Raw genomic sequence first — 24,780 nt, 5'->3', positions numbered from 1 at the left:
TATTCCTCTCCCTCCTGCCGCTGAGGCAGGAGGGAGAATTTATTAATGACAGACGGTAAAAATCAGCCGTCTCTTTTCTGCAGCTCTGCCAGAACATCAGCCATTGTAAGTCCCTGATCTTCTAAAAGTACCATCAGATGATAAATCAGATCAGCTGATTCAAAGACCAGATCTTCCGAGTTTTCAGCAAGAATAAGCTCAATGGCTTCTTCACCGCATTTCTTTTTAATTTTACCAGTACCCTTCTCAAAAAGATGGGTTGTATAGGACCCGGCAGGCATCAAACGGTGACGTTTCTGGATAGTGGAGGTCAGCGAAGCAATGATTCCTTCCTGGAGACTCAAGCTCTCTTCCAGCTCTTCATGTTCCTCAATATCGTGCTCTTTAATAAGACCTTCATAAGCGTCTCCGGCTGCACCGGCTGGAAGGAGGGTATAGTAGTAATTTCCTCTTTTCTCCAGAATCTTGAAATTGCCCTCACCCGCATAGGGCAGTATCCGCCCCGTCTCCGGATGGGTCAGCCAGAGGCTGCCCTGTTCACGACTCTTGGAAAATCCTTTCTCATCCATAAGGGCGGCAGTTGTTTTGCCCCCGTCAATTTCAATTATTAATCCAAGTACTGTTCCGCGGCTCACCAGTTATACTCCTCATCCTCTTTCTGAAAATCTGAAAGGGCTTTCTCAAGGTCAATCCTTCCTTCGTAATAAGCCTTTCCGGTTATTATCCCTTTGACCAGGGGATCACCGTTGTCACAGACATTCTTCATATCATCCTGACTGCTGATGCCTCCTGAGAGAGTAATAAGAAGCCCCGTTTCCCGGGCCATTCTGTTTGTACTTTCCAGATCCGGCCCGGCAAGGGTTCCGTCTCTGTCTATATTTGTATAGATAATATTCTCAATACCCATGGAGGCACATTTTTTACCAAGATCTGAATCTTTCAGAGCTGTTCCTTTCTCCCAGCCCGAAACCTTGACCTCGCCGTCAAGGGCATCAATTCCTGCAATAAAAACTTTTCCGTAGGATTTAATCCACTGATCAACAAGTTCAGGAGTCTTTGCCAGGATTGTCCCGACAATGAGCTTATCCACACCGATCTCCAGAAGTTCTTTAACATCCTCATCCCTTCTGACTCCGCCACCCAGTTCAAGTATTCCCGAAAACACAGAACGTATTTTACGAAGGGCCTCCCGGTTATTCTTTCCCTCTCCACGGGCGGCATCCAGATCTACAAGATGAAGCCGTTTCACACCCAGTTTCTGAAAAGCTCTTGCGGCTACAGCCGGGTCACTCTCATAAGATTTGACCTCGTTGTAATCGCCCTTATAGAGACGGACACATTCTCCACCAAGTAAATCAATTGCAGGTATTATTACCATTATATTCCTTCCTCTCTTACAGGAGTTTTTTACACACCTTCAGGGAATCATTATTAAAATTAATCTGAAACCTTCCAGCGGATCTCTTCGCCGGCCATCAATGGTACGGATCCCCCGATCAGTGCTGGTACTGTCCAGGACTCTTTCTTTAGACTGAGACTCTCTGAATTCAAGGGAAGTCCATAAAACTCCGCACCCTTCCTACTGACAAAGTCCTCAAGCTTATCCAAAGCTGATTCTCTCTCAAATAGTTCAGCAAGGAGGGGCAGGGCAACTGGAGCCGTAAATGCACCCGCACCGCAGCTGGAACTCTCTTTTGAAGCTCTTGGATGGGGAGCGCTGTCAGAACCGTAAAAAAGGCGGGGATGTCCACTGCAGACAGCATCCACAAGAGCTCGGCGATCCTCCTCTTTCTTTACAACAGGCTTGCAGAAAAGGTGAGGTTTGAGTGCTCCCCCCATAAGGTCATCCAGAGTAAACATCAGATGATGGGTGGTGACAGTTCCGGAAATATGTTCCGGTAACTGCTCAAGAAATTTTATACTCTCCCGGCAGCTTAAATGTTCCATAACAATTCTGAGCTTCGGGTAGTCTCTGACAATCTGTTCAAGTTCTTTCAGATAAGAGATTTCTCTCTCCAGTACCGGTTTCTCCGGATGCTCTCCGTGAATGCTGAGAACCATTCCCTCGGCCTCCATTGCCTCCAGGAGTCCGGGAATCTGTCTGTAGGATGAAATTCCATCTTCAGAGTTGGTAGTCGCTCCGGCGGGATAAAGTTTTCCGATAATAGCTCCGGCTTTTTTCATCTCCCCCACAGTTTCTGCAGGCATCTCGGGTAAAAGTTTAAAAGCCATCAGAGCCTCCAGCCCCGGGGCCTCAGTCTCAATGGCTTTTTTATAGGCCTGCATCCCGGCAGGATCAGTTACAGGAGGAAGAGTGTTGGGCATAACCAGAGCCCTGGCAAAAGAGCGGGCTGTTTCCCTGGCATAGAATCCCATCTGTTCACCCTGTCTCAGATGAAGATGGAGATCATCAGGTTTTCTGATTTTTATAACAGTCATATCCTATTCCTTCTTCTCTTCTTCAGTATCTTCCACCGGCGGATCTGCGATCCAGACCTCTTCACCATTTTGATTTACATAAACAAGAAGATTATCCTTCACCATCAGAGCAAGCTCTCCCTTGAAGTCCTCTCCGTAATCATAAATACGGTCGATCATCAATTCGCCCTTTGTGTCGATAAATCCCATTTTCCCATCTATCTGAACTCTGCTGAATCCCTGGGAAAAATCACCGGCAAAACTGTAGACTGCATCTATGACGGTCTCCCCTTTCTTATTGATAAATCCAGCCTTGCCATTTTCTACGACAAGTATGAGGCCTTCTTTCAGTGATGAGGAATAACCAAATTTATGGGGAATAATCAAACGGCCTTTCCTGTCGATATATCCTCCCAGACCTTTATGAACAACCAGGGCCAGACCTTCAGAGAAATCTCCGGCAAACTCATATTCACAGGGAATAATCAGATCACCTTTCTTATTGATAAAGCCGCTTTTTCCATCCTGAATAACCAGGGCAAGACCATCGTTGAAATCACCCATATATTCATAAGGAAGCTCTTTTAGATGATCACCTTTTTTATTGATGAGATATGTTTTTTTATCTTCAAAATAAACAGGGCAGAGTCCATCTGAAAAATTACCGCCCCTCAGATAAACAGAAGGTATAACCGTTTCGCCCTTTTTGTTGATATAACCGACGCGTCCGTCCCTGACAACCAGTGCCAGACCCTCGCTGAAAGGTGAAGCAGAATCAAAATTCTGTGTATCAAGAATTTCACCTTCCGTATCAATAAAATAGAGTGAGTCCTCAATGGAAACCAGGGCAAAGCCTTCTGAAAAACTATCACCCTTATCGTAAACAGCATCGAGTACCGTTTCGCCCCGGCTGTTTATATAACCCACCTTTTCACCGGTGGATACGGGATATAGATCGTTTGTACAGGATACAGCTGTCAGTGCCAGCAGGAGCACAGCCGGAAGTAGTCGCTTCATGAAAATCCTCTTTCTGGAAATTTGCTCTTATTGTATAGAATTCCACCTCTTAATGTAATACATCTCTTATCAATCAATAGAGAAATCGCTATTCCCAATGCAGAGGATATGTCTTAAAATATCTTTGAAAAGCCGAATACAAAACTATAGCCCAGACTGGAGAGATACCTTGACGCGACATGAAAGCATCCGCTACATCCATCTTCGTGCGGAGGAGTGCGGATATTCTGCAGAAATTCTGGATAAGGTCCGGAAAAAACTGGATACTCTTCTGGAAGAAGAACTTGAATCTCTAAAGAAAATTTCTGAAGCCGCATTCAGAACCTGGTGCACAGAGCTTAAAGAATAAGGATTAAAAATGACCAAGAAGACAATTCCCTTCACAAAAGATGACCTTGACCGGATTTCTGCCGATCACAGCACCCCCTTTCATATCTATGATAAAGAGGCCATTGAGAAGAATGGCAGAGCCCTTATGGATGCCTTCTCCTGGGTTCCCGGCGGTTTCAAGAATTTCTTCGCAGTCAAAGCACTACCCAATCCCTATATTATTAAAATGCTCAAAGCCCTGGGTATGGGAGCGGACTGTTCCTCTCTGCCTGAACTGATTCTTGCTGAAAAAGCAGGATTGAAGGGCGAGGAAATTATGTTCACTTCCAACGACACTCCCATGGAAGAGTATGAAAAAGCTCTAGAACTGGGAGCTATAATCAACCTGGATGATATTACTCACCTGGACTATCTTCATAAGGGTCCCGGCCTTCCACAGCTGATCTGTTTTCGCTATAACCCCGGTCCTCTGAAAGAGGGAAATGCTATTATAGGATCTCCTGAAGAGGCAAAATACGGCTTTACAAGAGAGCAGCTCAAAGAGGGATACAGAAAGGCCGCTTCCTACGGTGTGAAACGTTTCGGCCTGCATACAATGGTAGCCTCAAACGAACTGGAATCATCCTACTTCGTTGAGACAGCAATTCTCCTTCTGGATCTGGTCAGAGAAATATCCGAAGAAACAGGAATCTCATTCGAATTCATCAACCTGGGAGGCGGTGTAGGTATCCCCTATAAACCCGAAGACAATCCCGTGGATATTGATTTTGTTTCAAAAGGTATCGAGAAGGCCTACAAGGAGAAACTGGAAGGAACAGTAAATGAAGGCACCCTGAGGGTTCTGATGGAGTGCGGCCGTGTAATCACAGGACCTTACGGATACCTTGTAACCAGGGCAATCCACAAAAAAGATACCTACAAGCATTACATCGGAGTTGATGCCTGTATGACAGACCTGATGAGACCCGGAATGTACGGTGCCTACCACCATATCACCATCCCCGGCAAAGAAGGCAATGCTGCAGATCACAAGTATGATGTCGCCGGTTCACTATGTGAAAATAATGATAAGTTCGCCATAGACAGATATCTGCCTTTTATTGAAAACGGAGACTACATTGTAATCCATGACACCGGAGCCCACGGTCATGCCATGGGATTCAACTATAATGGAAAACTCCGCCATGCTGAACTTATTCTCAATGAAGATAAATCAGTTCGTCTAATCAGAAGAGCAGAGACCATTGAGGACTACTTTGCAACTCTTGATTTTACAGAGCTGTAGTCCGGAATCATTGTGATCGGCTGTCTATACCTGGAAAAAAGTATCCGTGATTCTCTACCTGCCGAGGTACATTCCCTGTCTCAGCACAGATTTCTGACAATACAGGACCAAAGTGAAGCAAGACAGCTGGCAGTCTTCCTCAGAAAGGCTGAATATGTAGAAGAGACAGTGAAGGCTGGAGAATTATATCTGACAGGTTTACTGACGGATTTCTACCGGACTCTGATAGACAGCTATATGGTTTCTCTGAGACAGACGGGGGCTGATATCAGTCTCGGGGGAATGATTCCTACTGATGATGAGTACAGCTGGAATGCCTTTCTGAAACGCCTTGATAAAAGTTTTCCTGTACAAACAACAGGAGATCTCTCCTCTCCCCCTGAAATCCTTGAAAAAAGAATAATTGACAGCCTGACCCTGAAACTGCTGAACAGTAATATGGGCTGCAGAAAATTGAAAAAGCTCTTTTCAGATACGGGCATCAAAGGAAAAGCATATAATAATCAGCTGACACAGCTGGAACTGTTCATAAAAAAGTTCCCCGTTCCTTCAGAATGGAAGGATGATCTTATATCCCTTCTGAAGGCACCCGAAAAGAAATTCCCCGACTCTCTTGAGGAACAGATACGCTTTATCAGCAGCTCCGAGCTGTATTCCTTTATTTCGGACAAAAAGCATCTCCTTTCAGGACTCGATCTGATGAGAGAGGACAGTAAAATCGGCTTAAGCGGTCCGGGACCTGTAGAGGGGATAGACTTCTCCTTTCATGAGGATAATGAGGCCCATTTTTCCATCGACTCCGACTGGATGCCGAACCTTATCCTCATTGCAAAAAACTGCTATGTCTGGCTGTATCAACTTACTCAGAAATACAGCCGACCTGTCGAAACCCTCAACGACATCCCCTCAGAGGAGCTGGATGAACTGAGACGAAGAGGAATAACCGGATTGTGGCTTATCGGTATATGGGAAAGAAGCGTTGCCTCAAAATCCATAAAACGGATATGCGGCAACCCTGAAGCCGAAGCGTCGGCCTACTCTCTGATGGATTATCGGATTGCTGATGATCTTGGAGGAGAAGAAGCACTTGCCGCCCTCAGGGACAGATGTCTGCAGAAAGGTATCCGCCTTGCCAGTGATATGGTACCAAACCATACAGGTCTTGATTCAGTCTGGATGCAGGAACACCCTGAATATTTCCTGCAGCTACCCGAAGCCCCATTCCCCAACTACAGCTTTGAAGGACCCGACCTGAGCAGCAGCCCCGACATAAGTCTCTTCCTGGAGGAGGGATACTACAACCGGAGTGATGCAGCTGTCGTTTTTCTGAGAAAGGATAATAAAAGCGGCGGTAAAAAATATATCTATCACGGTAATGACGGCACATCCATGCCCTGGAATGATACGGCTCAACTTGATTTTTTAAACCCGGAAGTACGAGAGGAACTCATCCATCAGATACTGCTGGTAGCGGAAAAATTCCCCATTATACGCTTTGATGCCGCCATGACCCTGGCACGAAAACATGTTCAGAGACTATGGTTTCCCAAACCAGGAGACGGAGGCGCCATTCCATCACGGTCAGCTTACAGCATGAGTGAAAAGGAATTCAGGGAGAAGATGCCCGAGGAATTCTGGAGAGAAGTTGTTGATCGGATCAATACAGAAGCTCCCAACACTCTGCTTCTGGCTGAAGCTTTCTGGATGATGGAGGGATACTTCGTACGTAACCTCGGTATGCACAGGGTCTATAATTCCGCCTTTATGAATCTACTGAAAACAGAGAGTAACAGTGAATTCCGAAAAATCCTGAAAGAGACACTCAAGAGCAATCCAAGAATTCTGAAACGCTTTGTCAACTTCATGAATAACCCGGATGAAGACACTGCTGTCACACAATTCGGAAAGGGAGATAAATATTTCGGTATCTGTACCCTGATGGTCACTCTGCCGGGTCTGCCAATGATCGGACACGGCCAGATGGAGGGTCTGACAGAAAAATACGGAATGGAGTACAGAAGGGCCTATTTCAACGAGGAAGAGGATCGGGAGCTGTTGGATCGTCATGAGAGAGAAATATACCCACTCATGAAAAAAAGGCTTATATTTGCCGGAGCCAAACAGTTTCATCTCTTTGACTACATTGTTCAGGAAAAGGTCAACGAAGATGTTTATGCCTTCTGCAACTCACGGGATCAAGACCAAGTTCTGGTTTTCTACAACAACAGCAATACCCTGACAGAGGGAAGAATATTCCGTGAATGTACCAAGGCGGTCAACAGCGACGATGGTGAACGACTGGATAAAGAGAACAATGATATCGCCACCCTAATGGATCTCAACGAGACGGGATACACTGTTCTTTTCGAAGCAAAGAAGAGGCTGTGGTATATACATCGCAACCTTGATCTTATTAAAAACGGTCTTCCCGTAAAACTATACGGTTATCAGTCCAAGGTATTCTCACCCATAAGGCATCAGGAAGATGATGAAGAGCGAAGACTCGAAAAGCTGAAGCAGAAAATAGGAGACCGCGGAGTTCCTGATCTGGACCGAGCCCTCCGCTACTCCGAACTTGAACCTCTCATACATATGATGAAAACTTTTATGGCTTCACGGGTAATAGACACAGCTGTTATGAGCGACCTGATAACAATGTTCTCAAGGGATCTGAATAAGATCAGAAAGATTCTTAATCAGAATAAAAAACCCGTAAGAGAGGAACAGAAACTGCTGGAGGACATTATCCGCCCCTCCTTTATGTCGCTGATGCTCTGTGAACTTAATGATACAAGCCTGTTCTATATGACCCGTTTTTATCAACTCTGGACAGAAGAAAAAGAATCTTCCATAAGACTCTGGAACAGAATACTTCAAGACGAAGACTTTGCCCCGTGGCTGGGGATAAACCGTTATAAAGACATTTTATGGTACAATAAAGAGAGCATGGATGAGGCCTTCTGGTGGTTCAGCATTCTGTCGACTCTTCGTCTTCTGAACATGAGATCAACAGAACTGAGCAGCAAAGCAACTGACCAACATATATCTTCTCTAAGCAGACTGCAGTGCCGGTTGGGAGAATCAGAATACAGACTTTCCCATGTTCTGGATGAAGACACAGAGAGCATGAATGAATAAGAATAAGGAATGGATATGAGCAAAACTGTATTGATCATTGGAAGTGAGACTCTTCTGGGTAGAAAGCTTATCGAAGTATATCTTAACAGTGCCTATAAGGTTATTGCCCCGGTCATGACCACACAGGAGACTTTAAAAAGATCAGAAAAGACAAACCTACAGGTAATCCCCTGGAACAGAAGCTCTCTTGTATCGGCCAAAACAGTAATGCGTGAAGTTTTAAGAAATTTATCATCTCTGGATAAAGCAATTGTGGTTAATCCCGAAATCAGCGAAACTTCTGTCCTCGAAGAGTGTGAAACCGAAAAGCTGGATGAAGCTCTCTACACTTATACCCACGGTACTCTGTACCTGATCAAGGAGATCCTGGACTATTTTAAAAAACAGGAGAAAGGGATACTGGCCTTTGCTGAAACTGAAAAGGGTCTCAGCACAGAATCTATAATTCCCTCTATTATAAGGGGAGGGTTCCACAATATGGCTGAATCGATTCTCCTCTCGTCCTCGGGCAGCGACATACGATGCGCCTTTACATCCCGCTTGACTGAAATGGAAGACTATGCACAATTCATCAAGGGGATTCTCAAGTCCGGAGAGCCTAAGATAAACGGTGAATGGCTTCAGTTCTCCGAAAAGAAAGCTCTTTTTCAGAGCCTCCCCATAATCAAAAGAAAATAACTGCTCCTACTGACGCAGATTAATCCTGGAGGATTCCGTGAAACTTTGGATGAAATATACTCTTTCCGCCGCTTTTGGGCTTATCCTGGCCCTGTTGATACCAGAAAATCAGATCTTTGACGGAACACTTACGGTTATTGCCGAACTGACACTCAGGGCAGGTCGTTTCCTTGTTTTCCCATTGGCCTTTTTCTCTCTGAGTATCTCTGTATGCCAGTTAAGGAGAAGCGGTGACCTGTGGAAAGTTCTCCTGCGTCTGCTGGGACTCAGTGCCGCGGCAGCATTTCTGTACACCCTTGTTGCCGTAGGCCTCTCCTTTATCATTCCCGTTCAGCGTATTCCAATCCTCACAGATTCTTCGGGATGGCAGTCTGCAATCCCCTTCAGGAACAGAATATTCAATCCTGGAACTGCGGAATATCTGCGGGGACTGATCCCTGTAAACGGTTTTGAAATTTTTCATACAGCCGGGAATTTTATTCTGCCTGCCCTACTATTCGCATTTTTTCTGGGAACTCAGCTCTATCATGACAAAGAAGAAGCCGAACCGGTATACAACCTCTTCGATTCCTTCAGCCGGATGTTCTATAAAATGACCGGTCTCTTTACTTCATTCCTGGCATTTACCCTTTTCAGCCTCAGTTTTGATGCAGTCAGACATATCAGACAGATCCCCGACCTGGGATCATATTTCACACTGATCCGCCTTGTTGCGGTTGCATCTGTGATTATTCTTTTTATTCTGCAGCCTCTGGCGGTCTATCTGCTTACCCGGAAAAACCCCTATAGAGAGATGATGACATTTCTCCCCGGGATGATTTCAGCCATGTTCAGCGGAGATAATTTTATCAATATGCTGGTAATGACTAAAACCCTCAAAGAGAACGGAGGAGTCAAAAGGAAACTGTCCGCTCTTTCCCTGCCGTTTTTCACACTATTTTCCCGCTCAGGATCCGCTCTTATTACGGCTGTGAGTATGCTGACAATATTAAAATCCTATTCCAGTCTGGAACTAACGGCTTTCCAGGTTTTCTGGGTTATCGGAATATCAATAATTGTCTCCTACACCCTCTTTTCCCAGTCCTATCTTGGTGTTTATACGGCCCTTATAACAGCCTGTGCATTTTACGGAAGAGGTCTGGTGGATGGATATATTCTAATTCTCCCCGTTCTGCCTATTCTGATTCTGATTGCCGGACTTCTTGATGCAGTGAACTCAGCCTATCTAACCCTTTGTTTCAGTTATGATAAGGAATTAAGAATAGCCGAAGAGCCGGAAGATTTTATTTAACCAGGACTCTGATACCGAACTGAAAGCTGAGCATCAGACCATCGCTGAAGGGGAGCCCCCTATCCAGCCAGACATTGTAGAAAGGAAGCGCTGTTTCGACCTTGAAGTTGAAACCGAAACGTTCTGTCAGAGGGTTGTAATACCAGACACCGACGGTAAAGTACAGGAATTCTTTCATCAGGGTTTTGAACATATCAGCCCGGTCTTCCTTACCCGGTCCAAAGAGGGGAAACTGAAAGTTTAAAGCAGGAGCGACCTGTATTCCGATTGTATGACGCTCCTTGAATGTAAATCTGTATCCCGCAGCAGGCTGCAAAAACAGAGAACTTACAGAAAGTGAATTAATATTGGAATAATCAACCGGAATCGTATAATCCCTGTCGGGTAAATACTCAAGAGTCTCACCGTAATAGAATATTGATGGTCTGAAAAACCAGTGCTCGTCTATACTGAAGAAAACTGACACACCTGGAATAAAGGTCAGGGTATCAGGACCGCTGTCTCCCTTTTCTGTATCATAGCCTTCATTATTCTTCCATAGAAAACCCATCTCTCCATCTATACCTTCATAGTTCAGTGAGAGCGCAGAGAGATCTGCTGCTGCAAAAAAGATAAGTACTAATAATATTGAAAAAATGGATTTCCTCATGTCTTCAATATATATCGCTTTAGATAAAAAAAAAAGCGGAGAAAATCTCCGAAAGATTCTCTCCGCTCCAATTATATTATTCTGAAAGGGTTTCAGCTCAGTGTTTTTTCCTCTTTAAGGAAGTTTTCAACAAAGGATTTTACATCCTTCAGGGGAATATTTTTCTTTTCACCGGTTTTTCTGATCTTCAGTTCAAGCTCTCCGGCCTCCAGAGAACGGGCACCGATTATGATCTGCAGAGGATATCCGATAAGGTCGGCATCCTTGAATTTAAATCCTGCACGTTCATCCCTGTCATCCAGTAGAACATCTACTCCAGCCTCTTTCAGACTGTCATACAGATCTGTTCCAGCCTGTACCACCTCATCTTTATTCATCTGCAGAGGAAGGATAACAACTTCAAACGGTGCAATTGCTGCAGGCCATATCATTCCGTCCTCATCATGGTTCTGCTCAATGGCGGATGCCATGGTCCGGCCTACACCTATGCCGTAACAACCCATGACAGCGGGGTGGGACTTACCGTCCTTATCCAGATAGTTACAATCCATGGCCTTACTGTATTTGGTTCCCAGATAAAAAACCTGACCAACCTCAATACCTCTATGAGCTTCCAGTTTTCCATCACATTTAGGACAGCGATCTCCGGCCTGAGCAAAACTCAGATCACCGAGAATATCAGCCTTGTAATCTCTGCCGAAATTCACATTCAGACTATGATAATCATTTTTATTGGCACCGCTGACCATATTCTGTTTTTCTGTTACAGAATAGTCTGCAATTATGCGGACCTTCTTCTTCAGACCCACAGGCCCGGCAAAGCCGGTTCCGGCTCCTGTCACTTCCAGAACTGCTGCATCATCTGCCAGGAGAACTCCATTGGCACTGAGGGCGGTCTGAAGTTTTGATTCATTGATCTCAAGATCGCCCCGGATCAGAACCAGAACAGGCTCTTCATCCACAATATAAATAATGCTCTTGATAAAATCTGATTCATCCCGCTTTAAAAATCCGGAGATGTCCTCAATACTTTTACAGTCAGGAGTATGAATATCTTCAAGGGATTCCATTCCTTCATCAGACAGCTGAGCTGCTTCTCGAGGACTTACTGCTTTTTCCGCATTGGCCGCATAATCACAACTGTCACAGCTGAGAATAAGATCTTCCCCGCTCTGGGCTAAAACCTGGAACTCATGGCTCATATCTCCACCGATATTACCGGTTGCCGCATCAACAGCCCTGAAGCTTAAGCCGCAGCGTTTGAAAATCGTAGTATAGGCATCATACATTTTCCAGTACATTACCTTTGATGCTTCTTCATCCACATCAAAGCTGTAACCGTCTTTCATTATGAATTCACGGCCTCTCATCAGACCGAAACGGGGACGAACCTCATCACGGAATTTTGTCTGTACCTGAAAGAGATTCCAGGGAAGCTGTTTATATGATTTTAGAACCTTGGAAACCATATTGGTCATGACTTCTTCATGGGTTGGACCCAGACAGAAATCTCCATTCTTTCTATCCTTGAAGCGGAGAAGTTCAGGACCGTAATATCCCCAACGGCCACTCTCTTCCCAAAGCTCTGCAGGCTGAACAATAGGAAGCAGAACTTCCTGACAACCCTTTTTTTCCAGTTCTTCCCGGATAATAGTTTCAATTTTACTGAGGCTCTTTTTAGCCAGTGGCAGATAGTTATATATACCGCTGGCCAACTGCTGGATCATTCCTGCTCTGAACATAAGCTGATGACTCGGTACCTGGGCCTCCCGGGGTACTTCTTTCATTGTCTGGTAAAAGAGCTGGCTGATACGCATTCTGTCTCCTCATTCTGAACTGATTAGTTCTTTCTCTATTTAATTGTCTGACTATTATATCCAAAGAGTGGTATTTCTCAATACAGGATAGAATTGATTTCTTTGGAATCATAAAAAAAACCGCCCTTAAACAGGCGGTTCATACTGTAAAAAGAGAAGAATAAGCCATCAACGGATTCTTACGGTCTCCACCATGTATCGGATATTCAGATCATTATCAATTTTTGCAATAATAATGATGATGGATTTATTCTCAGGATCTGTCAGAACCCTCTCTATTCTATAAGATGATATCCCTTTACGCTTAAAATCAGGATGTCCGATTACGAACGGTACTTCCACTCCACCGGATCCTGTGAATGTCATCTCAATATAAAAAGATGAATCACTGGATTTACCGTCATCATCAAGGTCAGCACTCTGAATCAATTCCATTGAAAAACGTGAACCAGTTTCAAAATCTCTGAAATCCAGAACATCTATAGACTCTTCGCTGTCACTGATTCTTATATAGAGGGGACGTCCCTTCTTCAGGTAATCAATATTATATTTTTTTCTTGCGCTTCCTGCTGTTTCCAGAAGAGAAAACAGCGCTCCGTCAGGAGACTGACCCGGCTCAATGGTCCCGGTATATTCTCCTGAGAAAAGACCTGCGGGAACAAATTTGTTTTTACTGATGTCCACTAGGTACAGGTCTGCATAGCTCTGGGAGATATCTGCAGCAAAACCATATTGTCCAAAGAAAAAATAGTTACCGTCAGGGGAAAAACCCAGATTTACATACTCTGCTTTATCACCGGCTGATATTGTACCTACCAAAACCAGGCTTAATGCTGTTAGTAATAGAATCGTCTTCTTCATGATTTTACCTCAATATTATTATCGAACATCTAAAAACATACTGTAGATAAATTTTCACATTTTGACGTTTTTGAGGATTTAGTCTTTAATAGAGAGTATGATCCTAATTTTCAGAAAGTATATTGTCCGTATTCTGCTCTATCTCTCAGGTCTGGCCCTTATTATTGTGGCAGTCTGGTCTTTTCTCAATTACGGTAACCAAATGTCCCGGAGCTGGGCAGAAGAACAGATATGGTGGACCCTCTATTCAGACATACCTTCAACTGGGCTGCTGAAGGCACTCTCCCTGAGCGCACAGCTCCTATTCGCCTTTCTGATGAGCCTCATCATTTCCAATCAGATTAAAAGAAATCCCTCAGCCGAACTCTCCTTCTTTTATCTGTTTTTGTTTTCATTTTCTCTTCAGATTTTCCGGCTGCCTAATCTGATTGATCCTTCACATTTCCTGGCCGATTCCGGCCTGATTACAAGAATTATATACTTCAGCAGGATACTTGCCCTGACAGCCCTTTTTTCTGCATCCCTGTTCAGCTCGGGCCTGCAGATTCAGAAATTCGGAATGGTGCTGTTGTTGATTCTTCTTACAGCATTTACCCTTTCCAGTATTTTACCTATCAATATCAGCTCCATCAGCGGTGCCCTTCTGAACCGGATAGCAAAAGAAGAGTACCTTGCATTGCTGTGTATTATTCTTGAATTGCTTACGGTGCTGACCTATATCTCGGCAGCCTACAATCAGGGAAGACCCGAATATTACCGTCTGGCAACTCTCAGTCTACTGATCATTGCAGGATACGAAATGCTTTTCTTTCTGCATACTCCCTTTATAATACCTGGCTTTGCCTGCCTGTTACCGGGAACCATTCTATTTATACGTACGAGTAGAAAGTTGTTTCTCTGGAGTTAAATCAGAAAAGAATCATCTGGGCTATCAGGCCCGTTCCAATTGGAATTATAATATTATCCAGGTCTTTTGAAGGAAGTGCTTCCAGAAAAGTGGCCGAAATTGCAACAATAAGTACAGCGGTTGTATTTCCTGACAGAGTCAGTCCTGCAATAAAAACTGAAACGAAACAGGTAAGTGATCCGCTTAAAGTCTTACCGCCGGTAAAAGGAATTTTGTATCCGCCGAAAAGTTTTCCCGCCAGACTTGAAAGTCCATCTCCGAATGCCAGAGCATAGATTGCAATGGTTGCCGCCGGATGAGGATAAAGAAGAAGTGCAGCCAGAGCACCGAGTCCCAGGGTTACCGGTCCCAATACAAAATGGCCCTTGTCACGATCTCTTGAAGCAAGAGCAGTGATATCAGAAATTATAGGAACAAAATGCCCTTTTCCTCTGAGATATTCAGCATATGTGTACACAAGTATCCCGACGATAAGGAGCATCGTCGTCAAACGATAATTCCACGCTGCCAGTGTAGGCACCAGAGCAATCATCAAATGAATTGATTTTCTGATAAATTCTTTTTGTACAGTATCAAGAATCAGTCTTTTTGTACTTGCTGTTCCATCATTGTGAAACAGGAAATTTTCTCTTCCGGGCATGCTTACATTAAAGCAAGGACCATACCAACCAGTCCTATTTAATCCACAATCAATTAAGACCTTGTATTATATGACTTTAATAAATTATCAGATTTCATTATAAAGGAACTACACGGATACTGTATCTTTTTGTATACACAGGATGTTCATTTATTACTACTCTCCCAGAGGCAATACACCCTGTCCATAGTCTTTAAAAGGAATGATCACCCATTTATTTATGTCAGCCATGTCTGCTGCGATCTGACCCAGAGCAACATCTTTGGTCATTTCGGCAACCACATAGTACTTGTCTTTAAAAGGAATATTGGCTCCTTCGGCGGGAACAGCAACTGCCGCCATGGCATGACTGAATTCCCTGGAAACCATCAGCAGCGCCGGTATATCCATAGTGTTCAGCAGTATGACATAAATCAAAGCCAACGAATCACAGTCCCCTGTCCGGGTAAGAAGAGACTCGGTTGAAGTCATAAGATCAGAAAAACGCTCTGTACTCCCATATTCAAATTCCTGAAGCCATTGCAGAAGAATTCGCGCCTTTTCGGTATCTTCAACTGCCAGAAAATCCTCCTGGATCTGAGCTGCAAGATCCTTCAGATCTTCAGCACTGTTTCTGTAAATCATCTGATAATAGCGTTTCCAGGCTTCATCAAATAACTCTGGCTCTCCGTAGGCAGAAAGTATGGACGCCTCCCTTTCAATAAGAAGTCTGCCGGCCTCTTCGCGGGCATCATTCCACTCATATTCAAGAACTCCTTCAGGATACTCAAGAGTACTTATCTGATTTTCACTGCCAGCAGATGCAATTAAAGAGCTAATGGGACCTGCTTCACTACGACTCTGTTCGTCAGGAGAAAATCCGTCCAGGCATGAAAGGATAAGAGGCAGGGCATTTTCATAATTATCGGGGGAAGTAATAACCGTAAGATAATAATCAAAATCATCCCTGTTTATAAACAGAAACCATCCTCTGATCTGTACTCCTTCAGAATCAAGACTGAGATCCGCCAGAGTACATGGGCTGCCTCTGTACAGAAACTGGGATCTGTCTTCCTCAAGGATGGTCAGAGCTTCAAGGTGATTATCAATCATGGCAGTATCTGAACTGTAAAGATCTCCGGGGTAGACAGATATCTGGAAAATAATATCCTCCCCGGGATTAATAAAAGAGATCCTGTTTTGTTCCTCCTGAGAAAACAGATTCCATCCTTCAGGAAGAAAAACGGAACTGCCGCTGTCACCAAGAAGCCACTCTCCTGCAGAGAGGGAAAACAATGGTAAAACCAGAACAAAAAAGACAAGAACTCTTATTTTCAAAGTATTAAACCCGATCCTTTACGCCTGCCGCTTTTCCATCTGAAAAAGAAGAGGCAGAGAATTCCCGACAGAATCATCGCAAAACAGAAAATCTGTCCCGTTGTAAAATTCAAAAGTGAGGAAAAGATATAGTTTGGAGAGGGGTCTCCCAGCAATATGGGAAAATCCAATCCTTCATCAGGCTCTCTGAAATACTCGATAATAAAACGAAAAGTCCCGTATCCTATAAGATACCAAGCCGTGACAGCACCCTCGAATTTCTTCCGTTTTCGAACAATAAACCACAGAATAAGCCACAGAACGATCCCTTCTGCAAAAGCTTCATACAATTGAGAGGGATGTCTTGGAAGATTTACCGATGACATTGATGAGATATCCATACCTATTTTCGCAGCCGCATCCTGAACCCACTGCTTGTCCGCTGAAAAACGCTCTGCATGAGGAAAGATTATCCCGACTCTGGATGTAGTGACCCTTCCATAAAGTTCGGCATTTATAAAATTCCCCAGACGCCCGAAAGTGTAACCCAGGGGTACACCCAGCACGATTCTGTCCGCCATGGCGGGAAAGTACCATTTATTTTTATAGGAGAACAGAATTCCCCCAAGGACAGCACCTATAAGCCCTCCGTGATAGGACATTCCCTGGAGACCCACAAACCGTCCTCCCATAAAGGGCCAAAAGATAAGCCACGGTTTACGCCAGTAAATACCGGAAGTATCGTAAACAAGAGCAGAAATGAGTCTAGCTCCCAGAATGAGTCCCAGAATCAGATAGAAAAAAAGATTTGAGACATCGTCGTCACTAACTTCGATTGATTCTTCCTTCATCTGACGCCTGAACAAAAGAAAGGCAACCCCGAAGGCCAACAGATACATAAGTCCGTACCAGCGGACCGGAAGTCCCGGAATAATCTCGGGTTTAATCCATTCAGGAAAATATATATAAAGCATTTTATGTCCTTATCAGGATATTGATCTGGTAGTTATTTTACCGGTTGAACTGTCAAAAAAGACAGTGACAGATGTCATTTTTTCTTTAATTTCCAAGGAACGTCCATGACTCTCAAAGACAACTCCGGGAAAAATAGTATTACTGACTCTCACTTCAGAATCATAGTGAATCTCAAATTTTTCTTTCAAAAAAAAGTTTTTAATCCCCTTCTTCTCCAGAATCTTCAGCATCTGGACTTTCTTCTTACGCAGAGCCATCAGCTTTTTCTGATTTTGTTTCTCTTCAGCTAAAGCAAGCTGAGAATCAATCTGAGGAAGCTGCTCATTGATCTTCTCTATTTCACGGCTTACAACATTTATCTGGTCCTCCACCAGATAATCCTGGCCGAAAGAAATATAAGTCTTTATCTCACGTTCAGATCCAAGAGTACCGGCACTCAAACCGTTTTTCACTTTCAGAATACCCCCTATGATTCTGGTATCTTCTGAATCAGATTTCAGCTGACCGTTGCACTTGACGATACAGTTCATCAGGGCTTTTTTAATTTTCAGGATATCAGTAACCATTATATTGGTCGACTCGGCAAATCCTACAGAGATACTGCCCCCTGAGCGCAGGACAGCCTTTTTGTCTCCCTTGACTCCCTTTCCAATCATAATATTTCCACCGGCTGTCAGGAGGGAGGCTTCAACAACCTCCATGACAGTCAGATCTTTCCCCGCATTGACAAAAATTCCGGAGAGAACAGAACCTGAGATTGCTACTGACCCGGGAAACTGAACATTACCGGTAGCCCTGGAAACATCTCCTCTGATAGTCTGTTTTTCCTTGATATAAATCCTGCCGTTTTCAATACAGAGAAGACCCTTGGCACCGGCTTTCAGAACCTGCTGTCCATCAATCTCTTCCTGGAGAACATTCTTCTCCCGTTCTATCCCTTTGTCATCCTCTCCATAGAGCTGTTCTCCCAGAACATTAAAACCCGTTGATGAAGAATCACCTTTCTGTCCCAGCTCGGCAACAATCTCACCCTCTTCAACAGGAACTGTATTTTTCTTTCCAGGTTCAAGATCTACAAGAAACTTCAGAGACTGTTCTCCCTGAAAAGGAATCTGTCCCTGAGCGACAAGGTGATCGGTTACTATTTTGCCCTCTTCCCCGAGACTGCAGATATTAGTGATCTCATCATCAAGAATTCCCTCAACTATGCCGTTTTGCTCAAGGGCTGTAGCAATTCTCTCTCTGGTAACAGGAGAACCGCTTCCCTGGGGAGATAAAAATGAAATTGTTGCAGACATATGATTATCTGAAAGAGAGACGATAATCTTAGCATCCTGATGTTCACGGACACGGAGAGAATAAACCATTTCCTTACAGCAGTAATCAAGAATTCCATCAATTTTTGATGTGGCGATTCCCTCCTGGATAGCGATATTTTCATATACATTGAGGATAGGATCATTACCTTCTATCCCTTTTATAACCTTGCCGAAAATATCCCTTCCGTCCTTGCCGCCTTTCTGCTGACCGATATGAAAGAGTTTTGTACCCTTACTTACTTTGGCCATTTTTTCTATTTCATCGGGAGGAAAATCTTTGAAAGAGGGAAATTTCTGATTCCGCTCTTTTATTCTCTCTTTTATCAACTGAATATCATTATCTGCCAGATATTCGGCTTCCAGAATGATTTCTCTATCATCCCCTCTTCTGGGATCTTCGCCTCTGGCAAGAAAAATAGTAACTTCCCGATCTTCAGAACTGTTGAAATCAAGAATCTTTTTTTTAACCCGCTCAGCCTCAAAACCGGCAATTTTAAGATCCAACACCCTGGCCCAGGCCTGCTTGAGGTTCAGAGCCCGGCCCCGTCCGGAGCCTTTATATAGATGAAGATTTGCTTCGGTCTTTAGAGAATTCAATTCCAGATCAAATGATCCATCCCGGTCTTTGGTCAGGCAGAAAGACTGAGCACCTTCAGAGCGGCAGCCGCTGATAATAAGTTTTTTAATCTGAGACTCATCAAGCAGGCTCTCATCAGAAAATGAGAGTTTTTTAACAGCCTGCATAACAATGTTAATATCTGGGGGAGGTGCCGATTTATGCCCGGCAATTATATCGATATAACAGTCAACCTTATTATTACTGACCCGTAGACTCCAGCTGTGATTCTGAAAAGGAATCAGATCCAGCCAGTTTTCTCCTTTTCTGACAAAACCGGTCTCTGCGGCAATAAACTCTGATTTTTCCTTCTGGATATTGCGACCCGGGTAAAACTCACCTTCAATAGAGGTAGGAGCCTTCAGCACATTTCCTTTTATATCCTTCCCATCAGAAGGCTCTCCGGAACCGGTGACAACAGTACAGATGACATCACCCTTCTCAAAAAATCCAAGCTCCCTGATAGCAGGAGAGACATCGACCCTGATCTTCTTCTCCTCTTCCTCTTCAACAGTGATTATTTTCTCTTTTCCACTCTTGAATAGACCCTTATCTTTTACCCGCTTGTCCTTCATAACCATGACCTTCATGGTCTGATAGACCAGAGGAACCTTGTTCATGGACCTTATTTTTTCTACAACTTTTTCCAGGTTCGGGGGGTATTTGAATTCAGAGAAATCATAGGTCTGCCCGCTGCCGGGCTTGGGCACTTCTCCTGATGCTATTACATCTGAAAGATAGGGCTCCATGGCTTCAGAAAATTCTATGGCAGTTTCTTCCAGTTTTTCCTGATCGATACCGAAGACAATCCCTTCAGCGGCTAAGAGTTCTTTTAAACTATCAAGACTGTGCGGGTCAGCACTGTCCAGGGGAGTAAATTTTATTTTCGCAAATAGACATTTAGAATCTATTTCTACTTTTAAGCTGCCTCTGAATTCTATACTCATAAAATTTAATTACACTTTAAATCCCGATTCTGACGCTTTGACCAGTTTGGCCTTTATAAACCTGTTCTCTTTCTTCAATTTATTTATTTCATACTGCTGCATTCGGATTGTCTCAATAAGATCTCCCTGGGTAAGGGCACCGCTGTGCAGCAACTCTTCAAGAGACTGAACCTTATCATTAAAATCTGACTCAGCTTCCATTCCTGCAGACTGATAGGAAAATTCCGCATCAAGATTTGAAAGATTGATCCTTTCATCCATCTTAATCTCCAGAACCTTGTCGCATATTCTGTAAATACCCTGAGAGACAACGGCTCCTGGTTTGTATTTTATTACAGGAAGTCGGGAATTAAGAGCTTTTTTCTGAAATTCATCTCTATAGAGTACTCCCAGAAAATCCAGATTAACTCCCAGATAATCCCTGACGGATATTATCAGTTTATCAACCTTCTGCAGATCATCCGGATTATCCATCATGTTCATTACAAGTCTGGGCTGAAAATGTTTCTTTTTCTCTTCAAACAGATCGGCTCCTGCCATATCCAGATCCCGAAGCTTATCCACAAGATTTGAGAGATAGACTTTTTGGAGAGAAACTCCATCTTTCCTTAAAGTCTCAAGATAACTCATTGCGGGAGATTTTCTATTAAATGAAGTATAAAGCATCCTGAAAAGAACATTCTTTATAAACAGATACGCATTGAGGGTTGCCGTAAGAGTAGGAGTGGTGACAATAATACCGCATCCTGCAATCAGGAAAAAATCAAGGATAGTACTATTGGATCCTGCTCCGAGGTCCATCACCAGGTAGTCGGCATCAAGGGATGTCATCCTGTTTATTAGTTTTTTCTTCTGGGGAGTCGTGATGTTGGCGGCCCCGGGGACTTCTCCCTCACCGGAGATAAAACGGAGGTTTTTATAATCCGTATCCTGAATTATCTCTTCAATTTTCTGCTTGGGATTGTTTATAAAGGAACCAAGTCCGATGGTAGAGGGTTTCTGTCCTATTACCAGATGGAGATTGGATCCCCCGAGATCGAGGTCCGCTAAAATAACTTTTTTATCATTTTCGGCCAATCCAATAGCCATATTGGATGCTAATAGGGATTTTCCCACTCCGCCTTTACCACTAGCGACAGCAATTACTTGCATGAATCAAACTCCCGTATAATATTATAATCATAACCTGTTACTGGTTTATAGAAACCGGAAATCCGGAATGGGTCCGGGACACGACAAGTTTAAGTGTAAAACTGTTTGAAATACAGGTCAAGTGAAGGTGTTGACAAAGAATGCCCTGCATCTACAATACTTTCAAAAGGATTATACAATGAAAAGAAAGACTGAACGAGCATTATGGCTTTCCGTAACTCTCTCATTAATACTGGTATTGTCAGTAATTATACTGGCTCCCTCCGTTTCGGCACAGTCCTCCGGGCTGAGTACAGAAAACTATTTGAGACTGTTTGAAACCGCATATTATCTTATTCTAAGAAATTATGTTGATGAAGTACCTCCTGAACAATTGTTCCAGGGAGCCATGAGAGGGCTGTTTGAAAGTCTGGATGATCCCTACTCCCTCTACCTGAGCGAGGAAGAACTTCAGTCTCTTACAGACACAACAAGCGGTCAGTTCGGCGGTGTGGGTCTATATATTTCCAAAGATATCTATGAAGAGGGGAGCGCCAACGGCCGCAGACCCTATGTAAAAGTTGTATCTCCCATCGAGGGAACCCCCGCCTACAGGGCCGGAATACATGCGGGAGACTTTATCTATCAGATAGACGGTGAATCAGCTAAAGATCTCACCACTGACGAAGTTTCCAACGTTCTCCGTGGTCCGGCAGGTACGGATGTTACAGTCACAATCCTCAGAGGAGAGGACATAACATTCGATGTTGTCATAACAAGAGCCATAATAGAAATTCCCACAGTAAAATGGGAATACATCGATAAAAAAACAGGCTATCTGAGAATAATTCAGTTCACTCCTTATACATCAGAAAGAGTTGAAGAAGCACTAAAAGATTTTAGAAAGAAACGGGTCAACTCTATAATCGTGGATGTCAGAAGCAATCCCGGCGGACTCCTCAACTCTGTAGTTGATATAAGCGATTTCTTCTTCGATAACGGAACAATTGTGAGTACACGCTCCAGGATCCCCGGTGAAAATGAAATTTTCAAGGCAAAGTCGGGTTCCCTCGTTTCTGATAAAACAGATATTTATGTTCTTATAGATAACGGATCCGCCTCAGCTTCCGAAATTCTGACAGGAGTTTTGAAAGACCGGGGAAGAGCCACAATTGTGGGACAGACAACCTATGGAAAGGGATCTGTACAGCAGATGCTTATGCTGGGGAACAGTGCCATTAAACTGACAATGGCCCGCTACTACACACCCAGCGGTGTAAACATCGACAAGACGGGTATTGAACCTGATGTGAAGGTCGAGGAGAAAGAACTCAGCGAGGATGATATCCTCGATTACAAGATTCTCCTGGAAGAGAACAGAATCAGCCGTTTTATTGATGAAGAGAGCACACCAGATGCAGAAGAAATAGATGACTTTATCGCCAATCTGAGAAAAGAAGGTATCAAACTTGATATTGATTTTATCAGAATAATGGTAAGAAACGAAATAAATCGCCGTCTGGACAACCCCCCTGTATTTGATCTTGAATATGATAAGTCTCTACAGAAAGTTATGGAACTAATCGGAGGCTGAATTTGTATACCGAAGAACTGAGAACAGATAAGCAGGCTCAAATGTGCGAGATAACTGCCCGGGTTAATCAGCTTATAGATAAAAGCGGTATTGAAGAGGGAATATGCATGGTCTACAGCCCGCATACAACTGCGGGTATAACCATTAATGAAAATGCAGACCCCGATGTGCAGCGGGATATGATCTATGAAATAAACAAGATCGTTCCTTTTTCCGATAACTACCGCCATATGGAAGGAAATTCCGCCGCCCATATTAAAACGACTTTCACGGGACTTCATATTATGGTTCCTGTTCATCAGGGTAGAGCCGTTCTTGGGACATGGCAGGGAATTTATTTCTGTGAATATGATGGTCCGCGGAACAGAAAGTTCCATGTACAGATATTGAAAGGTGCCGAGTGAAACAGTTTGTCTGTAATCAGGAACTGAAACCGGGGCAGACCATAACTCTCATGGACGATGAGTTTCATTATCTATGCCGGGTCAGACGTTCCGAAAAGGGAGATATCCTGGAACTCACAGATTCAGCTTCCGCACGTTTTCGGGCCCGGATGCTGGAAATCCGTAATGACGAGTGCGACATTCTGGTGGAAGAGGAACTTACAGCTTATACCAGGCAATATGAACTTCACTTATACCTCTGTCTCTGTAAAGGAAAAAAACAGGATTCAATGATTCGTCAGGCTGTCGAGGCGGGAGTTAACAGCATCACACTTGTAGACAGTCAGCATTCTCAGGTAAGATTCAGCGGCAGCGAAGCTCATAAATATGAACGATGGCGGAAAATCATCCGTGAAGCCCGACAGCAGAGCGGTTCTCCTGTGAATACGGAACTGAATGACCTGATTTCGTTTACGGAACTTCCGGATCTGGACAGCAGTTCAGGAAGATGGGGTATTTTCTGTCATCAGGAAAAAATTGATGGAAATCCACTCTCACAGATGAACAGCAGCTCTGTAAATGAAGTGCATCTTCTGATTGGCTCAGAGGGCGGGTTATCGAATAAAGAAATTGAAATAATGCAGAAAAAGGGATTTTCTTCTCTATTTCTGGGATATAATGTTCTCCGGGCTGAGACTGCAAGTATATTTGCTCTGGGGACAATTATCAGCTGCATGGAGTTAATTTAATGTATCAAAATAATCGAATCAGCATCCTTCATATACCTATTGATCTGATTTCTGAAGAACAGATTGGTGATGCCGTTAAAGCACTGCTGGAGGAAGAAACTACCGGACAGATCTGCCTTATCAGCTATCTGGATATCATGAAAGCCCAGTTTAACCGGGAATATATGGACTGTTTGCGTTCATCAAGACTCAATATTCCCATATCATCTTCTGTAACATTTGCAGCAAAATACCTTAAAAAAGAAACTCCTCGAATTTCCAATCCCTTTACATTTGTGATACGTCTTCTTGGAGTTCTCGAACATTCCGGAAAGTCTATCTATGTTCTCGGTTCAAGAAAAAAAAATATTCTCACTTCTGAGTCAAATTTGAAAGCATCCTTTCCGGGACTCCATATAGTCGGACGGTATGCCGGAACATTTTCACAACAGGAAGAAAAAGACATCATTATGGCTGTAAGGAAATCTTCTCCCTCGCTCCTTCTTACGGGCAAGGGACTTAAAGGAAACAACCTCTGGCTCTATAGAAACAGAAAAATGTTTCCCCCAGGACTGAGTCTCTGGGGCAGAAGCTGCTTTGAAATATTTTCCGGAAAAACAAAAAAACCGGTGAGTAATACTCCCGGAAGAATAATATCTAAAAGTATATTATCGGTTCTTCTCCCCTGGCGTCTTCTGAGACATATCCTCTTTTTTCTGCTTCTTACAATAGAAAAGATAAAAAACCGCTGACCGCTTAA

General features: G+C 43.6%; 22 protein-coding genes. 10 read left to right on the top strand and 12 right to left on the bottom strand.

All coding sequences use genetic code 11. From position 1 onward, the window contains the following. Positions 1-62: 62 nt before the first annotated feature. The 4 genes from hisE to DV872_RS06425 are packed head-to-tail and all read right to left on the bottom strand — an operon-like array spanning position 63 to position 3,435. Complete coding sequence (gene hisE / locus DV872_RS06440) at positions 63-635, bottom strand: phosphoribosyl-ATP diphosphatase (RefSeq protein WP_216664366.1); 573 nt, start codon at positions 633-635, stop codon at positions 63-65. Further along, the gene (hisA, locus tag DV872_RS06435; protein ID WP_114629033.1) at positions 632-1,378 is read right to left on the bottom strand and encodes a 1-(5-phosphoribosyl)-5-[(5-phosphoribosylamino)methylideneamino]imidazole-4-carboxamide isomerase; all 747 of its coding nucleotides are present in this window, start codon (positions 1,376-1,378) and stop codon (positions 632-634) included. The genes hisE and hisA overlap by 4 nt, the downstream gene beginning before the upstream one ends. 59 nt (positions 1,379-1,437) lie before the next feature. Beyond that, entirely contained in the window at positions 1,438-2,439 is a 1,002-nt protein-coding gene (gene pyrC, locus DV872_RS06430) for a dihydroorotase (RefSeq protein WP_114629032.1), read from the bottom strand. Between the two features lie 3 nt (positions 2,440-2,442). Further along, positions 2,443-3,435, bottom strand: coding sequence for a WG repeat-containing protein (locus DV872_RS06425; protein ID WP_114629031.1), 993 nt, complete (start codon positions 3,433-3,435; stop codon positions 2,443-2,445). Between the two features lie 169 nt (positions 3,436-3,604). On the opposite strand from DV872_RS06425, the gene DV872_RS06420 reads away from it, so the two are divergent. The 5 genes from DV872_RS06420 to DV872_RS06400 are packed head-to-tail and all read left to right on the top strand — an operon-like array spanning position 3,605 to position 10,157. Then, positions 3,605-3,784: a hypothetical protein gene (locus tag DV872_RS06420; protein WP_114629030.1), complete on the top strand. Its 180-nt coding sequence runs from the start codon at positions 3,605-3,607 to the stop codon at positions 3,782-3,784. 9 nt (positions 3,785-3,793) lie between these two features. Then, on the top strand, positions 3,794-5,050 hold the full coding sequence (gene lysA / locus DV872_RS06415; RefSeq protein WP_114629029.1) for a diaminopimelate decarboxylase: 1,257 nt from the start codon (positions 3,794-3,796) through the stop codon (positions 5,048-5,050). A gap of 12 nt (positions 5,051-5,062) precedes the next feature. Beyond that, entirely contained in the window at positions 5,063-8,188 is a 3,126-nt protein-coding gene (locus DV872_RS06410; protein ID WP_114629028.1) for an alpha-amylase family glycosyl hydrolase, read from the top strand. A gap of 15 nt (positions 8,189-8,203) precedes the next feature. Continuing rightward, positions 8,204-8,866 (top strand): SDR family NAD(P)-dependent oxidoreductase, encoded by a 663-nt coding sequence (locus DV872_RS06405; protein WP_158546862.1) that lies wholly within the window; start codon positions 8,204-8,206, stop codon positions 8,864-8,866. 37 nt (positions 8,867-8,903) lie between these two features. Continuing rightward, positions 8,904-10,157: a dicarboxylate/amino acid:cation symporter gene (locus tag DV872_RS06400; protein WP_114629026.1), complete on the top strand. Its 1,254-nt coding sequence runs from the start codon at positions 8,904-8,906 to the stop codon at positions 10,155-10,157. On the opposite strand, the gene DV872_RS06395 is transcribed toward DV872_RS06400, so the two are convergent. The 3 genes from DV872_RS06395 to DV872_RS06385 form a co-directional block, all read right to left on the bottom strand. Beyond that, positions 10,150-10,806 (bottom strand): hypothetical protein, encoded by a 657-nt coding sequence (locus tag DV872_RS06395; RefSeq protein ID WP_114629025.1) that lies wholly within the window; start codon positions 10,804-10,806, stop codon positions 10,150-10,152. The two genes, DV872_RS06400 and DV872_RS06395, sit on opposite strands and share 8 nt — an antisense overlap. Positions 10,807-10,898: 92 nt before the next feature. Further along, positions 10,899-12,623, bottom strand: a complete 1,725-nt coding sequence (locus DV872_RS06390) for a proline--tRNA ligase (RefSeq protein WP_114629024.1) — start codon at positions 12,621-12,623, stop codon at positions 10,899-10,901. Between the two features lie 168 nt (positions 12,624-12,791). Then, positions 12,792-13,484: a DUF2259 domain-containing protein gene (locus tag DV872_RS06385; RefSeq protein WP_114629023.1), complete on the bottom strand. Its 693-nt coding sequence runs from the start codon at positions 13,482-13,484 to the stop codon at positions 12,792-12,794. 97 nt (positions 13,485-13,581) lie between these two features. Here DV872_RS06385 and DV872_RS06380 point away from each other — a divergent pair, with 97 nt between their 5' ends. Further along, on the top strand, positions 13,582-14,391 hold the full coding sequence (locus DV872_RS06380) for a hypothetical protein (RefSeq protein ID WP_114629022.1): 810 nt from the start codon (positions 13,582-13,584) through the stop codon (positions 14,389-14,391). 1 nt (position 14,392) lies between these two features. Here DV872_RS06380 and DV872_RS06375 read toward each other — a convergent pair whose 3' ends face one another. The 5 genes from DV872_RS06375 to DV872_RS06355 all read right to left on the bottom strand — a co-directional run bounded on the left by DV872_RS06375 (position 14,393) and on the right by DV872_RS06355 (position 21,336). Continuing rightward, a complete protein-coding gene (locus tag DV872_RS06375) occupies positions 14,393-15,031 on the bottom strand; it encodes a diacylglycerol/polyprenol kinase family protein (protein ID WP_171832066.1) in 639 nt (212 codons plus the stop codon). A gap of 156 nt (positions 15,032-15,187) precedes the next feature. Next, positions 15,188-16,348, bottom strand: coding sequence for a transglutaminase domain-containing protein (locus tag DV872_RS06370; RefSeq protein ID WP_114629021.1), 1,161 nt, complete (start codon positions 16,346-16,348; stop codon positions 15,188-15,190). Next, positions 16,345-17,301 carry a prolipoprotein diacylglyceryl transferase gene (lgt, locus tag DV872_RS06365; RefSeq protein WP_114629020.1) on the bottom strand — a complete coding sequence of 319 codons (957 nt, stop codon included), beginning with the start codon at positions 17,299-17,301 and terminating at the stop codon, positions 16,345-16,347. The genes DV872_RS06370 and lgt overlap by 4 nt, the downstream gene beginning before the upstream one ends. A 12-nt stretch (positions 17,302-17,313) precedes the next feature. After that, positions 17,314-20,184 (bottom strand): FapA family protein, encoded by a 2,871-nt coding sequence (locus tag DV872_RS06360; RefSeq protein ID WP_114629019.1) that lies wholly within the window; start codon positions 20,182-20,184, stop codon positions 17,314-17,316. A 9-nt stretch (positions 20,185-20,193) separates the two neighbouring features. Beyond that, complete coding sequence (locus DV872_RS06355) at positions 20,194-21,336, bottom strand: P-loop NTPase (RefSeq protein ID WP_114629018.1); 1,143 nt, start codon at positions 21,334-21,336, stop codon at positions 20,194-20,196. 178 nt (positions 21,337-21,514) lie between these two features. Between DV872_RS06355 and DV872_RS06350 the strand changes: the two genes are divergently transcribed. The 4 genes from DV872_RS06350 to DV872_RS06335 are packed head-to-tail and all read left to right on the top strand — an operon-like array spanning position 21,515 to position 24,772. Continuing rightward, entirely contained in the window at positions 21,515-22,909 is a 1,395-nt protein-coding gene (locus tag DV872_RS06350) for a S41 family peptidase (RefSeq protein WP_114629017.1), read from the top strand. Positions 22,910-22,911: 2 nt separating this feature from the next. Further along, positions 22,912-23,313, top strand: a complete 402-nt coding sequence (locus DV872_RS06345; protein WP_114629016.1) for a secondary thiamine-phosphate synthase enzyme YjbQ — start codon at positions 22,912-22,914, stop codon at positions 23,311-23,313. Beyond that, positions 23,310-24,041, top strand: coding sequence for a 16S rRNA (uracil(1498)-N(3))-methyltransferase (locus DV872_RS06340; protein WP_158546861.1), 732 nt, complete (start codon positions 23,310-23,312; stop codon positions 24,039-24,041). The genes DV872_RS06345 and DV872_RS06340 overlap by 4 nt, the downstream gene beginning before the upstream one ends. Then, complete coding sequence (locus DV872_RS06335; protein WP_114629014.1) at positions 24,041-24,772, top strand: WecB/TagA/CpsF family glycosyltransferase; 732 nt, start codon at positions 24,041-24,043, stop codon at positions 24,770-24,772. The genes DV872_RS06340 and DV872_RS06335 overlap by 1 nt, the downstream gene beginning before the upstream one ends. Positions 24,773-24,780: the final 8 nt, after the last annotated feature.

The sequence above is a fragment of the Oceanispirochaeta sp. M1 genome (genome assembly GCF_003346715.1).
Lineage (GTDB): Bacteria > Spirochaetota > Spirochaetia > DSM-2461 > DSM-2461 > Oceanispirochaeta.
The sequence above is the reverse complement of the archived record's forward strand: the minus strand, read 5'-3'. Positions and strand labels throughout refer to the sequence as shown.

Excerpts from the sequence above, each read along its gene's own strand:
- DV872_RS06375 (WP_171832066.1), bottom strand. The coding sequence starts at position 15,031 with ATGCCCGGAAGAGAAAATTTCCTGTTTCACAATGATGGAACAGCAAGT.
- DV872_RS06380 (WP_114629022.1), top strand. The coding sequence starts at position 13,582 with ATGATCCTAATTTTCAGAAAGTATATTGTCCGTATTCTGCTCTATCTC.
- DV872_RS06390 (WP_114629024.1), bottom strand. The coding sequence starts at position 12,623 with ATGCGTATCAGCCAGCTCTTTTACCAGACAATGAAAGAAGTACCCCGG.
- lgt (WP_114629020.1), bottom strand. The coding sequence starts at position 17,301 with ATGCTTTATATATATTTTCCTGAATGGATTAAACCCGAGATTATTCCG.
- pyrC (WP_114629032.1), bottom strand. The coding sequence starts at position 2,439 with ATGACTGTTATAAAAATCAGAAAACCTGATGATCTCCATCTTCATCTG.
- DV872_RS06395 (WP_114629025.1), bottom strand. The coding sequence starts at position 10,806 with ATGAGGAAATCCATTTTTTCAATATTATTAGTACTTATCTTTTTTGCA.
- lysA (WP_114629029.1), top strand. The coding sequence starts at position 3,794 with ATGACCAAGAAGACAATTCCCTTCACAAAAGATGACCTTGACCGGATT.
- hisA (WP_114629033.1), bottom strand. The coding sequence starts at position 1,378 with ATGGTAATAATACCTGCAATTGATTTACTTGGTGGAGAATGTGTCCGT.
- DV872_RS06335 (WP_114629014.1), top strand. The coding sequence starts at position 24,041 with ATGTATCAAAATAATCGAATCAGCATCCTTCATATACCTATTGATCTG.
- DV872_RS06350 (WP_114629017.1), top strand. The coding sequence starts at position 21,515 with ATGAAAAGAAAGACTGAACGAGCATTATGGCTTTCCGTAACTCTCTCA.
- DV872_RS06405 (WP_158546862.1), top strand. The coding sequence starts at position 8,204 with ATGAGCAAAACTGTATTGATCATTGGAAGTGAGACTCTTCTGGGTAGA.
- DV872_RS06385 (WP_114629023.1), bottom strand. The coding sequence starts at position 13,484 with ATGAAGAAGACGATTCTATTACTAACAGCATTAAGCCTGGTTTTGGTA.
- DV872_RS06360 (WP_114629019.1), bottom strand. The coding sequence starts at position 20,184 with ATGAGTATAGAATTCAGAGGCAGCTTAAAAGTAGAAATAGATTCTAAA.
- DV872_RS06425 (WP_114629031.1), bottom strand. The coding sequence starts at position 3,435 with ATGAAGCGACTACTTCCGGCTGTGCTCCTGCTGGCACTGACAGCTGTA.
- DV872_RS06355 (WP_114629018.1), bottom strand. The coding sequence starts at position 21,336 with ATGCAAGTAATTGCTGTCGCTAGTGGTAAAGGCGGAGTGGGAAAATCC.